The sequence below is a fragment of the Streptomyces sp. NPDC001480 genome (assembly GCF_042894725.1).
GTDB lineage: Bacteria > Actinomycetota > Actinomycetes > Streptomycetales > Streptomycetaceae > Streptomyces.
Genome location: NZ_JBIAVX010000013.1, coordinates 258568 through 273505 on the forward strand (window position 1 = coordinate 258568; position 14938 = coordinate 273505).

Genomic DNA, 14938 nt, shown 5'->3' on the forward strand with positions numbered 1-14938 from the left:
CGGGCTGTCGCGCCGTGCCCCCGTCGTGTGGCCGTGCGCCCGTCCGTGCGCTCTTCTCCGGCCACGGGGGGAGCGGTTCCATGGGTCGTGCGTGGGTCGGCCCGCTGTACTGGATCCAGTGGGCTGGGGGACACCGCCACCTTCATCCCCGCGGGTGGCGGACCGGTCCGGGAGGCGATGCCCGCCTCCCGGACTGTGCGCTGTCCGTGCGCTGCGGAGAGCATGTACGGAGCGTGCTCGAACCTGTCCACGCCACGCCAGATTGGCTGAAAATCGACCCCCCTCTTTTGGGTGTGATCCCCGCTCCCACCATGGGAGTTGAGGGCGCGAAGGGCGTTTTCGGGGAGCGTTTCGGGGGCGCATTCGAGTCGCAGCGGCCGTGCGCCGTACGGGGGTTGGCTTCTGTTCGACTTCCGCACGAGTGCGCGCGCACGGGCGCGCCGACGGCAGCCGAGGCGGCGCCGCCGCCCCTCGGGGGCGCGTTCTTCATGGCAGCATGGGACCCGGTTCGTACGGTGCACTGGTTGTCCACAGCCTGTGGAGGCGTCCATGCGGTGGTTGGTGGGATGGAGCAGCACCGCCGCGGGCGCCGCCGGAATCGGCTCCGCCGGCGCTGTCGGGGACGACGGCGAGACCGTGCACCCGATCGGCTCCCAACTCCTGTGGGGGGACCCGGATCCGCTGTGGGCGGTCGGCGACTGGCGGCCGGACGAGGTGCGGGTGGTCAAGGCCGACGCCCAGAACCGGATCGCCGTCCTGGGCACCTGCGGGGCCTCCGACGAGGAGCTGCGGCTCGGCCTGTTCACCGCGCGCGGGGGCGCGCTGAGGCATCTGACGACCTGGTCCGGCAGCTACACGGCCGTCGTCCAGGTCGGCCGCCGCATCACCGTCTGCGGCGACCTCGCGGGCGCCCGCCCGGTGTTCCACACCCCGTGGGCGGGCGGCACGGCCTACGCGACGGCCGCGCTGCCCCTCGCCGACCTCATCGAGGCCAACCTCGACTTCGGTCACCTCGCGGCCCTGCTCGCCGCCCCCGACGTACCGGCCGCGCTGTACGACTCCACGCCGTACGACGGCGTACGGCGCGTTCCGCCGGGGCATGCGCTCATCCTGCGCGCCGGGTCGCGTGAGATCGCCGGGTACGAGCCGGTCGCCTCCCTCGCGGTGGCGGCGCCGTCGGCCGACCCCGACCGCGCCGTGGACGCGGTGCGCGACGCGCTCGTGGACGCCGTCCGCGCCCGCCTCTCCGCGCCCCGGCACGTCCCCGGCGCCGACATAGACCCCGGCCCGGTGCCCGGCATGGGGCCCGCCGAGCGACGGGCCGCGCGGGGGATGCCCGTACCCGGGATCGGCGCCGACCTGTCCGGCGGACCGGCCTCGGGCACCCTGGCCCTGCTGGCGGCCGGGCTGCCGGGCATGCCGGGCACGGTCCTCGGGCACGGCACGGGAGCCGGGGAGCGACTGCTGGCCGTCACCTTCAACGACCTGGCCGTGGGCGGCCGGGAGGCCGAACTGGAGCGCGCGGGGACGCTCGCGGCCAACCCGCGCCTGCACCACGTGGTGGTGACCGGCGGCGAGGAGGTCCTGCCGTACGCCGACCTGGACGGGCCCCTCACCGACGAACCGGGTCCGTCCCTGATCACGGCGGCCCGCCACCGCGCGCGCCTGGCCGCCGGCAGCGCGGACCACTTCACGGGCCACGGTGCCCGCCAGGTCCTGGACGCGCACCCCGCCCGCCTGGCGGACCTGCTGATGGACCGCAAACGGCGCCACCTGGTACGGCCGGTCGCCGCACTGGCCAAGGCGGACGGCTCGGTGATGGTCCCCGCGCGCGTGTACGGCGCGGCGCGGCGGCTGGCCCGGACGCCCTACCGCACCGGAGTGGAGGCCCTCGCCGAACGGCTGCTGCGCCGCCGCTTCGAGGAGCCCGGCGGCGCGGTCGGGGCCTCCCTCGCGGCGCTCACCTGGGCCAGACCCGGGCCGGCGGCACGCTGGCTGACCGGAGAGGCACTCGCTGAAGTATCGGTTCTGCTCCAGGGGGCGGTGAACCGCTCCGGCGTGGGTCCCGGGCAGCGTCCCGGCGACCATCGCGCGCGTGCCGCACTCGCCCGCTACGCCGCGGACATCCGCGTCCTCGAACAGGCCGCCGAGATCCGCTTCCAGCGCCTGCACGCACCCTTCCTGGACAACCAGGTCGTCCGCGCCTGCCGCGACCTCCCCGAGGCCCTCCGCGTCCGGCCCGGAGCGCGCGCCGACATCCTGCGCACGGTCCTGGAAGGCGCCGGCATCACCGACCTCCCGCCCGGCTGGGGCGCCCCCTCCCACGCCTCCTCGGCCGCCGCCACCCGCACCGGGCTGAGGGTGGCCGCCGACTCCCTCGTCTCCCTCTTCGGCACCCCGCTGCTCGCCGAGGCCGGCCTGGTCGAGGCCCGCGTCGTCCGCAAGGCCCTGCGCGGCGCGGCGGCCGGCGAACCCCTCCCGCTGGACGGCCTCGCCGACCTCGTCTCCCTGGAACTGTGGCTGCGCCGCCTGCTGTCCCGCCGGGGCACCTGCTGGACGGGGACACCGGCACGCGCGCGTGCGGTGCCCTCCGGGATCACGCCGCGACGGGGGGCGTTGGCCTCGGGTGGGTAAGCGGGGCTTGCGGATGAGTATCGGGTGCGGGTGAGTGGGGGCTCGTCGTGCCTGGGGGCTGCGCCCCCAGACCCCCGATCGGCCTGAACGGCCTCGTCCTCAAACGCCGGACGGGCTGAAATTCGCGCACCCAGCGCTTCACACGGCACCACAATGACCTGATGCGGTACAGAATCCTGGGCGTAACCCAAGCGACGGACGACCAGGGCACCCCCCTGCCCCTCGGCGGTCAGCGTCTGCGTGCCCTTCTCACCGCTCTGGCCCTGCGCCCGGACCGCACCGCCACCCCCGACACCCTGATCGACGAGGTCTGGGCGGACGACCCGCCCCAGGACGCCCCGGCCGCCCTCCAGGCCCTGGTCGGACGCCTCCGCCGGGCCGTCGGCAAGCACGCCGTCGCCTCGGAACCCGGTGGTTACCGCCTCGCGGCGACGCGGGAGGACATCGACCTCTTCGTCTTCGAGCGCATGGTCCGCGACGGCACCGCCGCCCTGGACCGCGACGACCCGGCCACCGCCTCCCGCGTCCTGACCGACGCCCTCGCCCTGTGGCGCGGCCCCGCCCTGGCCGACCTCCCCGACCGCACCGCCGCCACCCGCCCGGAGGCCCTCCGCCTGGAGGCGACCCGGGCCCGAGCCGACGCCGCGCTGCGACTCGGCCGCGCCCACGCCGTCGTACCGGAGCTGACGGAGCTGACCACGGCCCACCCGTACGACGAACCGCTGCACGCCCTCCTCATCCGCGCCCTGCGGGACACGGGCCGTACCGCCGACGCGCTCGCCGCGTACGAGTCCGCCCGCCGCACCCTCGCCGACGCCCTCGGCACCGATCCGGGACCGGAACTCCAGGCCCTGCACGCTTCGTTGCTCAACCAGGCCACGCCACCGCCATCGCTTTCGGCGCCGGCGGCCCCGCCCCGCCGTACCGGCAACCTCCGACCCCGCCTCACCTCCTTCGTCGGGCGGGAACCCGAACTCGAAGCCGTTCGTTCCGACTTGCACAGGGGCCGTCTCGTCACCCTCACCGGACCGGGCGGCTCGGGGAAGACCCGTCTCGCCGAGGAGGCCGCCGCCGGGCATCCGCAGGCGTGGCTGGTCGAGCTCGCCCCGCTCGACCGGCCGGAGGCGGTCCCCGGCGCGGTGGTCAGCGCGCTCGGTCTGCGCGAGACCGTGCTCATGACCAACGACCTGGCGGCCCCCCACGACGACCCGGTCGCCCTGCTCGTCGAGTACTGCGCCCCGCGCAGCCAGCTCCTGATCCTCGACAACTGCGAACACGTCATCGGCGCGGCCGCCCACCTCGCCGAGACGCTGCTCACCCGCTGCCCGGACCTCACGATCCTCGCCACCAGCCGCGAACCCCTGGGCGTCCCCGGCGAGTCGGTGCGCCCGGTCGAACCCCTCGTCCCCGAGCAGGCGCACCGCCTCTTCGAGGAGCGCGCGGCGGCCGTCCGCCCCGACGCCGCCACCGCGCTGAAGGACACCGAGGCCGTGGACGAGATCTGCCGCCGCCTGGACGGTCTGCCGCTCGCCATCGAGCTGGCCGCGGCCCGGCTCAGGCTGCTGACGCCCCGGCAGATCGCCGACCGCCTCGACGACCGCTTCCGCCTCCTCACCTCCGGAAGCCGCACGGTCCTGCCCCGCCAGCAGACCCTGCGCGCGGTCGTCGACTGGTCCTGGGAGCTGCTCGACGAGCGGGAGCGGACGGTCCTGCGCGAGGTGTCGGTGTTCGCCGGCGGCTGGGACCTCCCGGCGGCGGAGGCCGTGTGCACCGGACCGGTGGCGGACCTGATCGGCGCACTGGTCGACAAGTCCCTGATCGTGGCCGCCCCGTGCGAGCGCGACGGCCCCGCCCACGACGGCGGCATGCGGTACCGCATGCTGGAGACCATCCACGAGTACGCCGCCGAGCGCGCCGCCGAGCTCCCCGAGCTGCGCGCGGCGGCCGAGCGGCGGCACGGCGCGTGGGTGCGCGCGCTGGTCGAGAAGGCCGATCCGCTGCTGCGCTCCGGGGAGCAGCTGCCGTGGATCTCCCGTCTGGAGACCGAGCTCGACAACATCCGGGCGGCCCTCGACCGCGCGGTCCGGACCGGCGACGAGACGCAGGCCGGTGCGCTCGTCCTCCGCATGGGCTGGTTCTGGTGGCTGCGCAACTACCGTCAGGAGTCCGAGGCGTGGGTGCAGCGCGTCCTGCGCCTGGGCGTGGCCCTGGACACCGCCCCCGAGGGAACCTCGCCGGAGGAACTGTTCGCCCTGACCGAATCCGCCGACCCGGTGGGCGCCCTGCTCGAAGCCCCGGACGGGGAGAAAGGGCATACCCGGCACGCCCTGCGCATGGACCTGCGGATGCTGCACCTCTTCCTGACGTCCGAGTCCTCCTCGCGGGCCCTCACGGCGGACGAGCGGGCCCCCGCCTACATCGCCCGGGTGCAGGACGCCTTCCAGGACGGCGGTCCGCACGCCGCCCGGATGCCCGGCCTCCTCTGGCCGATGGCCGCCTACTACCTGGGCGGACCGGTCGACCTGCGGCCCCTCATGGACCTGGTGGTCGCCAACTGCCGCCGGTACGGAGGCGACTGGGAGATCGGCGCCGTCCTGATGTTCCGCACGCACATGGTGGTGGACTCGCCCGGCAACCTGCGGGGCGTGGACGACGAACTGGCCGAGCTGCGCGTGCTCAGCCGGCGGGCCGGGGACCGCTGGATGCGGGCGCAGGTGTGCAGCGCGGCGGGCGAGGCGGCCATGGCGCGCGGCCGGTTCGAGGACGCCGGGAGCGAGTACGAGGAGGCGCTGCGGCTCGCCTACGAGGTCGGCGCGTACGCCGAGGCACCGTTCCTCCTCGCCCGGCTCGCCGAGATCGCCTACCGCTCCGGGGACCGTGAGCAGGCGCGGACCGGCCTGAACGAGGCCGGTCTGGCGGCCGACCGGTACGGGGTGGCGGACGCCCGGGCCTTCATCCTGCTGCTGCGGGCACACTTCGCGCAGCACGACGGGGACATCGCCCACGCGCGCGAACTGTGGGAGGCGGCCCGCGTGGCGACCGGGCAGGGCACGCCCCCGCCGCAGTTCATGGCGGGGCTGCACGCGACGGACGCCCTCATCACCGCCGGCGAGTCGGGCCCGGCGCGCGGGCTGCCGATCGTCGCGGACGCCCTGCGGGAGGCAGCGGAACAGCGGTGCGCCGAGACGATCACGGCGGTGCTCGTGGACATCGCGGCGGACCTGCTGGCCCGGATGGGCGACCTGGCGGGCGCGGTCCGGCTGTACGCCACGGGTGAGCACTGGCGTGCCGGCCATCCGCGCTCGGAGCCGGAGCACACCCGCGCCGAGCAGATCGACGCCACCGCCCGCGCCACCCTGCCCGGCGACCGCTACACGGCCGAGCGGGCCCGGGGCGCCACCCTCACCGTGGACGACGTGCTGCGCGAACTGGCGGCCAGGACACCGACCGCTACCGGCAGGTGAACCGCGCCTGAGCCCAGTCCGCGAGCGCGGCGGAGTCCAGGGCGTGGCGCGGCTCGACCACCAGCCGTACCGTCCGGCGCCCGGCCAGGTCCACATGGACCGGGACGGCCGGGTCCCCGCCCTCGACCACGCCGGACTTCCACAGCCGCACGCCGTCCGCGTAGACGGAGAAGAAGACCTTGCCGAGCCCCAGCGGCAGGTCGTCGACGCCGACCAGCGCGTCATAGGCGGAGCAGGACCGGTTGAGGTCGACGGTGACGGATGACTCGCCGTGGACGGTCACCCCGTGCGCGTACCACTTCCCGGCGACCGTCACGCCGTACCGCTGCCACACCCAGCTGCTGTCGGCGATCCGCATCTCGGGTGCCGTGCCGTCACCGGTGACGTCGTAGCGCAGCTCGCTCCACTCGTAGACGACCGGCGTCCGCGGGGGAGCGGGCGTGGGGGTCGGTGTCGGGGTCGGCGCCGGTGTGGTCCCCGTCGGTTCGGGGGCGGGGGCCGGTCCGGTGCCCGGGGTGGTGGGGGACGACGTCGGGGCCGGGGCCGGGATCGGCCCGGTGCTCGGGCCGCCCGCGGGTGCGGGTGCGGGAGACCGGGTGAGCGCCGCGGGGGTCGCCTTCGGCCCGGGCGCGGCAGCGGGGCGGGCGGGCGCGGGTTCCTTCTCCGGGGGCGCGGGGGTGGGGGCCCCGGACTCGGGCCGGACCGCCGGGGCGGACGGTGGGGGCGCTGCCGTCTGCCTGACCGGCTCGTCATGGTGGGCCAGCGCGAGCGCCACAGCGGCCACCGAGACCGCGACCACCCCGGCCGCGATACCGGCCTTCACCGGCGCGCCCAGGCCCTCCGCGACGGCGGCCCCGCCGCCGCCCGCACCGGACCCACCGGACGAGCCGCCCGCGACGGCGGCCGCGCCCGCTGCGCCCACCCCCGCACCACCGGCGATGATCCCGAGCGCCTTGGCATACCCCGCGGCACCGAACCAGCCGATGACCGCGACCGGCACGACGGCGGGGATGCCGCCGGCGACCTCCTCGATCTGGGCGGCCGCGAGCCGGCACCTGGCGCACTCCTCCAGATGCTTGCGTAACCCCCGCTCGGCACGGGTGCGCAGGCGGCGCCGGGCATAGGTGCCGAGCTGGTCGGCGTACCGGGCGCACCCCTCGTCGTCGGTGAGGGCCGTGCTGACATGAGCCTGGAGATAGGCCTGCTTCAAGCCCTCACGGGCGCGGCTGGCGAGCACGCGCGTGCCGTTGGCGTCCAGCCCGAACAGCGTGGCGACCTGGCTGGGCGACTCGTCCTCCACCTCGGTGTGCCACAGCACGGCCTGCCAGCGCTCCGGCAGCGAGCGGAACGCCCGCATGGCCAGGGACTGCTCGGCCTCGTGCAGCGCGCGCACATCGGCGCCCAGGCCCGACGTGCCCTCGTCCTGCGGGGCCCGCGCGGACTGTGCGGCGAACACCGCGAAGTCGTCGACGAGTTGCTCACGCCGGGACGATTTCGCCCACTGCGCGGCGACCCGGCGGACAGAGGTGAGCAGATAGGCGCGCACGGCGTACTCGGGTCCCGAGCCGCCCCGCACCGCCTGAAGCATGCGGGCGAAGACCTCGGCGGTCAGATCGTCCGCGGTGTGGGCGTCACGGCAGCAGGTCCGGGCATAGCGCAGCAGCGCGTCCGCGTGCCGCCGGTACAACTCCTCGTACGCGCTGTCGTCGCCCGCGCGCATCCGTCCGATCAGCTCGCCGTCGGACCGCGGCGGGATCCGCGGCGGCAGGGCACCGCCCTCGCGCTGGGCCGGCACGCCGCCCTCGGCGCGGTCGGGCGGCGTGTGCGCCCGGCCGCCCTGGCTCGGCACCTGCGGGGAGGTCAGCCCGCCGGTCTCCGCGTCACCGTCACCGAGTGACCCGTCCCGCCCGTCACCACTCATCGCGCGAAGCCCCCGCCGCCAGCCCAGCCCAGCCCGACCCGATCACCCGGTCAGAGTGCCACACCGGCTTTTGTCCAGGACCGCGCTTTCACGGACCATCCACTCGACCGGGCGGACTTCCCGCCGAGCGGTGCGGGAAGTCACCCGGACGGGGAAGGCTCGAGGAGCCCGCCCCGCCCGGATGCGGTCTACTTCCCTGTGCCACTTCCCTGTTCCATCACGCCGGACGGGACCGCAGCCCCTCCAGCAGGATGTCCAGCAGCCGTGCCGAGGCCGCCGCCTGCTGGGCCGCGTCCGGCAGCGAGGGCGCCGCCGTCGCGATCACCAGCAGCACGTCCGACACCGACACGTCCGGCCGCAGCTCACCCGCCGCGCGGGCCCGCTCCACGAGCTGACCCACCACGTCGAGCAGCGCCGCCGCCCCCGCGTCGTCATCGGCCACCACCGCCGGCTGCTCGGACACCAGCCGCAGTTCGCCGTTGCCCGGCTGCGTCCGCTGCTGCGGGACCCGCGGCTCCTCGGCCACGGCGTCGCCGCCGTCCTCCGAGACACCGACCCGCAGCACCTGCGGCGGCAGCAGCCGCCCCGCACCCGAGGCCACCGACGTGCGCAGGAAGCGCGACAGCGCCGACCACGGCTCGTCCTCCTGACCGAGCGCCGCACGTGCCTGGTCCGTCAGCCGGGAGGTCTCCTCCTCGGCTATCCGCCGCACCAGGACGTCCTTGCTCGGGAAGCGCCGGTACACCGTGCCGACGCCGACCCGCGCGCGCCGCGCCACGTCCTCCATCGGCGCGCCGTAACCCAGCTCGCCGAAGACCTCGCGCGCCGCACGCAGCACGTGTTCCAGATTGCGCTGTGCGTCCACCCGCAGCGGCGTCGTCCGCGCACCGTCCCCGCGTCCGTTGCCCACCGCCGCGCTCATCACTCCGCCCACCGTCGCGCCACCGGGCGCGATGGCGGACGCGGATGCCCAATGAGTGTCCTGAATATGCATGGTTGTTCCCCCGGTTAATGACGTCTCCCCCCGGAGACTCTCCCCGCCACTGATTCCGGAGTGCGCGGAACTGGCACCGTTCCCCGATCGGGACCGCCCGTCGCGAACCCGTTCGACCACATTCTCCACACCCCGTCGACACGAACATAGTTGAGAGGCTGTCAATTCAGAAGGGGCAGGTTCCGCACGGAGCGCCCCCCGATCGGAGTACGAGGCGCATACGTCCCGATTACACACCCCCGCGCCCTTCCGCCCGCCCCCGCTGACCTGCCCGCTTTCGCCCGGATCCGCCGAACCTGCCACCCCCGCGCACGCCCGCGCGCCGGTCACACAATTTGCCGGGGCTGTGGACAAACAACAGCGCCGGGTGCGTCATGGGATGGTGAAGGAACGTGCGCGCATTCTCGTTGTCGGCGGCGGCTACGTCGGGATGTACACGGCCCTGCGCCTTCAGCGAAAGCTGAAACAGGAGCTCAGGCAGGGGACCGTCGACATCACTGTCGTCACTCCCGACCCCTACATGACGTACCAGCCGTTCCTTCCCGAAGCGGCCGCCGGTTTGATTTCCCCTCGTCACGTCGTCGTACCGCTGCGTCGCGTACTGGACCGGTGCCACATCGTCGTCGGCGAGGTGACGTCCATCGACCACGCGGCACGCACCGCCACCCTCACCACGCTCGCGACCGAGGAAGGCGCTCCCACCGAACACCTGACCTACGACGAACTCGTCCTCGCCCCCGGCTCGATCTCCCGCACGCTCCCCATCCCCGGCCTCGCCGAACACGGCATCGGGTTCAAGACCGTCGAGGAAGCCATCGGCCTGCGCAACCACGTCATCGAGCAGCTGGACATCGCCTCCTCCACCCGGGACCCGGCCATCCGCGACGCCGCCCTCACCTACGTCTTCGTCGGCGGCGGCTACGCCGGCGTCGAGGCCCTCGCCGAACTCGAGGACATGGCCCGCTACGCCACCCGCTACTACCACAACGTCCAGCCCCAGGACCTGAAATGGATCCTCGTCGAGGCCTCCGACCGGATCCTGCCCGAGGTCGGCGAGGAGATGGGCCGCTACACCGTCACCGAACTGCGCCGCCGGGGCATCCAGGTCCTGCTCGGGACCCGCCTCGAATCCTGCGCCGACCGCGTCGCCGTACTCAGTGACGGCCAGCGCTTCCCGACCCGTACGGTCGTGTGGACCGCCGGCGTCAAACCCAGCCCCCTGCTCGCCGCCACCGACCTGCCCCTGAACGAACGCGGCCGGCTCAGGTGCACCCCGCAGCTGACAGTCGACGGCACCGACCACGCCTGGGCCGCCGGTGACGCCGCGGCCGTCCCCGACGTCACCGCCGCCGAACCCGGCACCGAGACCGCCCCCAACGCCCAGCACGCCGTCCGCCAGGCCAAGGTCCTCGGCGACAACATCGTCCACGCACTGCGCGGCGAACCCCTCGACACGTACGCGCACGGCTACCTCGGTTCCGTCGCCTCCCTCGGCCTCCACAAGGGCGTCGCCCAGGTCTACGGACGCAAGCTGAAGGGCTACCCTGCCTGGTTCATGCACCGCGTCTACCACCTCAGCAGGGTGCCCACCTTCAACCGCAAGGCCCGCGTGCTCGCCGAGTGGACCCTCGCCGGGCTCTTCAAACGGGAGATCGTCTCCCTCGGCTCACTCGAACACCCCCGTGCGGAGTTCGAACTGGCAGCCGGTGGAAAGCCTCCGCACAGCCCCAAGGACAACCCGAAGGGGTCGTCCTGACCGGATCCAGGAACTCCCAGGCCCACCCCGGCGTCTGACGGATGTCGCCGCGGACGGCCACCTGTCAGACTTCCCCACGACCTCCGACGGGCACCCGCCCGCCCTCAGCACCCACGAGGCTTTCCCCACTGTGAACTTCACGCGCTGGAGCGCCCGGCTCCCCGGAACGCAGCGCCGCGCCGCAGCGCGGACCGAGCACGCGGTCTCCCTGGACCGGCGGGGAGAAGGCTCCGTGCCCGCGGCCCGCGCCGAACAGCCGGCCGACGGCACCCCACCCGTACCCGCCGTCGACGAACTGCCCGCGCGTGAGGTCCTCGACCGCGTCCCGGCCCTCGTCGCCCTGGTGCACGGCCCCGACCACCGCATCGCCTACCTCAACGACGCCTACACCGCCGCCTTCGGCGCCCGCAACCTGGGCAAGCCCGCCTGCGAGGGCCTCCCGGAACTGGCCGAACTGGGCCTGCTGCCCCTCCTCGACCAGGTCCTGCGCAGCGGCAAGCCACGCACCCTCAAGTCCCGCAAGGCCGTCGACGGCCGCTCCTACACCTTCACCTGCACGCCCGTCCCCGAGGACGGCGAACACGACGGCGGCGGGGCCGTGCTGGTCTTCGCCACCGACGTCACCGACCACGCCGAGGCCGCCGCCCGCCTGCGCGCCAGCGAACGCCGCCAACGCGAGACGGCCGTGACCCTCCAGCGCTCCCTGCTCCCGCAGGAACTGGAACAGCCCGACGACCTCCGCATCGCCGCCACCTACCAGCCCGGCGGCACGGAGGCCGCGGTCGGCGGCGACTGGTACGACGTCATCACCCTCGGCGGCGGACGCACCGCACTCGTCATCGGCGACGTCATGGGCAGAGGCGTGCGGGCCGCCGCGGTCATGGGCCAGCTCCGTACGGCCGTCCGCGCGTACGCCCGCCTCGACCTCCCCCCGCACGAGGTCCTCCAGCTCCTCGACGGCCTCGCCGCCGAGATCGACGCCAACCAGATCGCCACGTGCGTGTACGCCATCCACGACCCGAACGAGGGCCGGCTGGTGTACGCGTCCGCCGGCCACCTGCCGATCCTCGTCCGCGACGAGACCGGCACCGTCCAGCGCGCCGACGAACCGACCGGCCCGCCGCTCGGCACCGGCGGCTGGATGCACGCCTCCGGCTCGGTGCCGCTGACCCCCGGCTCCACGGCCGTCCTCTACACGGACGGCCTGGTGGAACGGCGCAACGAGGACCTCGACGAGGGCATCGCCGCCCTGGAGCGCGCCCTCGCCGGCGCGACCGGCACCCCCCAGGTCATCTGCGACCGCCTGGTCCGCTCGGCCGGCGTCACCGCCGACCACGACGACGACGTGGCGGTCCTCGTCCTCCAGCACCCCGCCCGCACGGGCCCCGACGGCGAGCTCTTCCGCAACGCCGCCCTGGAACTCCTCGGCGGCGTGGAAGCGGCCCCACGCGCGCGTGCCTTCGCCTCCGGCGTGCTGACCAGCTGGCGCTTCCCGGCCGACCTCCACGACCTCGGCGTCCTCGCCGCGTCCGAGCTGGTCGCCAACTCCCTCCAGCACGGCACCCCGCCCATGCGGCTGCGGCTCCGCCGCACCGACCGCCGCCTGATCATCGAGGTCACGGACGGCGACGACCACCTCCCGCGCCGCCGCCGCGCGGAACCGGGCGACGAGTCGGGCAGGGGCATCGCCATCGTGGCGACGATCGCCTCCAACTGGGGCTCCAGACGTACACCGGGCGGAGGCAAGGCCGTGTGGTGCGAGTTCGTGCTGCCGAGGGGCTAGCGGGGCTGGCGGGGCATCCGGGGCCGGGGGCGGGCCCCGCCGCCTACGCGGCCAAGGACTCCGCCGGAGCGCCGCCCCGGGCCACGACCCGGCTCTTCGCGGCGGCCCACGGATGATCCTGGGCGGCGGTGAGCCGCCGCCCGAGCCGCAGTGCCAGGATGGTGATCCCCAGCGAGAACAGCAGGAAGGTCACGATGTACGGGGCGGCCAGCGCGGCCCCCAGCGGCCCGCCCACCGCCGGGCCGACAGCCAGCGCCAGCTGCTTCACCAGGGCGAAAGCGGAGTTGTACTGCCCGGCCATGCCCTCCGGCGCCAGATCGGCCACCAGCGGGGCGACCGTCGGCGACAGCATCGCCTCACCCAGCCCGAACAGGGCGTACGTCGCCACGAACGCGGCGGTCGCCATCTCCCGGCTGCCGTGCCCGAGCCCCGCGTACCCCGCCGTGAGCCAAGCGACGGCCCAGATCAGCCCCACACCCGCGATCACCCGCGACCGCCGGCGCCGCTCGACGAACCTCAGCACGGCGAACTGGGCGACGACGATCATCAGCGTGTTGGCGGCCAGCGCGGAACCGAGCGCGGAGGTGGATATCCCCGCCGCCTCGACGCCGTACGCACTCAGCCCCGACTCGAACTGCCCGTAGCAGGCGAAGAACAGTACGAAGCCCAGCACACACAGCTGCACCATCGCCCGGTTCCCGAGCAGCTGCCTCCAGCCGCCCTTCGCCGACCCGGCCGGCGCCTCCTCGATCCGCGGAGAGTGCGGCATCCGCACGGTCGACAGCATCACGACCAGCAGCAGGAAGATCGCCGCCTCGATCGCGAACAGCAGCGTGAAGGACGAGACCCGGGTCGTGTCGACCAGGTGGCCACCTATGAGACCACCGACGCCCAGCCCGAGGTTCTGAAGGAAGAACTGCATGGCGAACGCCCGGGACCGCGTGTCCGCCGTGGAGCAGTCCACGATCATCGTCGCCAGCGCCGGCTGCATCACGGCCTGCCCGGCCCCCAGCGCCGCCGCCGACAGCAGTACGGCCACCGCGCTGCCCGCCAGTCCCAGGCTCAGCGCGCCCAGTGCGGCCATGACGAGGGCGGCGAGCAGGACCGGAAGCGGGCCGCGCCGCACGATCGCCCGACCGGCGAACGGCAGCACGATCAGCGCGGCCACGGCGAAGACGGCGAGGACGAGCCCCGCCGTCATGGCCCCCAGCCCCCGCACCTGCGCCACATAGACGTACAGGTAGGGGACGGTGAAGCCGAGCCCGAACGCGCTGAGTGCGTTGCCCACGTGGATCCGGCGCATCGCTGCGCCCATCGCCCTGGTCACGTTCACCTCTCTCACGAGTTAGATCTGAAGACTTAGAACCTAAAGTTCGAAGCTAAAGAGTACACACTCAAGGACTTAGAGGCAAAGCCGCCGCGTGCCATACTGCGGCCATGGCCGACACCCCCGGCGGCGTCAGCAGCGAGCCGACCCTCGACGAGCAGATCGCCGCCTATCAGCGCGAGTTCCAGGACCTCGACCCCCAGGTGGAGCAGATCGTCTCGGCGCTGTCCCGTCTGAACCGCCGGATGAACGTCGCCTACGGCCGCCAGACCGCCGGCCTGGGCATCAGCAACGCCGAGTGGGAGGTCCTCAAGGCCCTCGTCCTCTCCGGCATCCCCTACCGGCTGGGCCCCAGCGACCTCGCCAAGCGGCTGGGCCTCACGCCGGCCGCCATGACCCACCGGATCGACCGCATGGTCGCCGAGGGTCTGGTCACCCGGGAGAGGGACGAGTCCAACCGCGTCCGAGTCATCGTGGAGCTGACCCCCGACGGCCGTGAGAAGTGGCTCGAGGCCATGCGCCTGGCGACGGTCTTCGAGGAGGATCTGCTCCAGGACCTCTCCCCCGCAGAGCGGGCCGCCCTCGGCGAGGTCCTGACCAGGCTCCTCCGCCGGGTGGAATACGCCCAGCCGGACGCCGGCGGCCGGCTCAGCGACCTCGACTGAAACCGACCGAAGTGCCTGCGGCAGGGCGCTTGACAGCCCCCTGCCCGATCCGTAAAGTTCTTCGGGTTGCCACGGAGCCGTAACGGTTCTGCGGCAGCACCTCCGCCGCCGCGAGCGGCACCCTCAAGCCAACAGCACGATCTCCTGACGGGGTTGATTTCGGCGTGCCCGAATTCAATTCGAATAGGAGCACGGCGGCCCGATTGGGAATCGCCGAGCGGATCCGCTAAGGTTTGAGACGTCGGAACGGCCCAACAGCCGGGACGGCAACCCCCTCTGACTGGGAATCAGACACCGCGAGGATCTGATAGAGTCGGAAACGCCGGAAAGGGAAACGCGAGAGCGGGAACCTGGAAAGCACCGAGGAAATCGGATCGAGAAAAGATCTGATAGA

General features: G+C 73.7%; 8 protein-coding genes. 5 read left to right on the plus strand and 3 right to left on the minus strand.

The window, feature by feature from the left end; all coding sequences use genetic code 11:
- Positions 1-549 precede the first annotated feature (549 nt).
- Both ACFY01_RS31335 and ACFY01_RS31340 read left to right on the plus strand, forming a co-directional pair.
- On the plus strand, positions 550-2634 hold the full coding sequence (locus ACFY01_RS31335) for an asparagine synthase-related protein (protein WP_390739103.1): 2085 nt from the start codon (positions 550-552) through the stop codon (positions 2632-2634).
- Between the two features lie 161 nt (positions 2635-2795).
- A complete protein-coding gene (locus tag ACFY01_RS31340) occupies positions 2796-6098 on the plus strand; it encodes a BTAD domain-containing putative transcriptional regulator (RefSeq protein ID WP_390739104.1) in 3303 nt (1100 codons plus the stop codon).
- Here ACFY01_RS31340 and ACFY01_RS31345 read toward each other — a convergent pair.
- Positions 6085-8019 (minus strand): sigma-70 family RNA polymerase sigma factor, encoded by a 1935-nt coding sequence (locus tag ACFY01_RS31345; protein WP_390739105.1) that lies wholly within the window; start codon positions 8017-8019, stop codon positions 6085-6087. The genes ACFY01_RS31340 and ACFY01_RS31345 overlap by 14 nt on opposite strands.
- 217 nt (positions 8020-8236) lie before the next feature.
- Entirely contained in the window at positions 8237-9013 is a 777-nt protein-coding gene (locus ACFY01_RS31350; RefSeq protein ID WP_390739106.1) for a TetR/AcrR family transcriptional regulator, read from the minus strand.
- Between the two features lie 379 nt (positions 9014-9392).
- Here ACFY01_RS31350 and ACFY01_RS31355 point away from each other — a divergent pair, with 379 nt between their 5' ends.
- The gene (locus ACFY01_RS31355; protein WP_390739107.1) at positions 9393-10769 is read left to right on the plus strand and encodes an NAD(P)/FAD-dependent oxidoreductase; all 1377 of its coding nucleotides are present in this window, start codon (positions 9393-9395) and stop codon (positions 10767-10769) included.
- 130 nt (positions 10770-10899) lie between these two features.
- Complete coding sequence (locus ACFY01_RS31360) at positions 10900-12552, plus strand: SpoIIE family protein phosphatase (protein ID WP_390739108.1); 1653 nt, start codon at positions 10900-10902, stop codon at positions 12550-12552.
- A 43-nt stretch (positions 12553-12595) separates the two neighbouring features.
- Here the strand turns inward: ACFY01_RS31360 and ACFY01_RS31365 are convergent, their stop codons facing one another.
- Positions 12596-13855 (minus strand): MFS transporter, encoded by a 1260-nt coding sequence (locus tag ACFY01_RS31365; protein WP_390739126.1) that lies wholly within the window; start codon positions 13853-13855, stop codon positions 12596-12598.
- Between the two features lie 134 nt (positions 13856-13989).
- Here ACFY01_RS31365 and ACFY01_RS31370 point away from each other — a divergent pair, with 134 nt between their 5' ends.
- Positions 13990-14544 carry a MarR family winged helix-turn-helix transcriptional regulator gene (locus ACFY01_RS31370; protein WP_390739109.1) on the plus strand — a complete coding sequence of 185 codons (555 nt, stop codon included), beginning with the start codon at positions 13990-13992 and terminating at the stop codon, positions 14542-14544.
- Positions 14545-14938 lie beyond the last annotated feature (394 nt).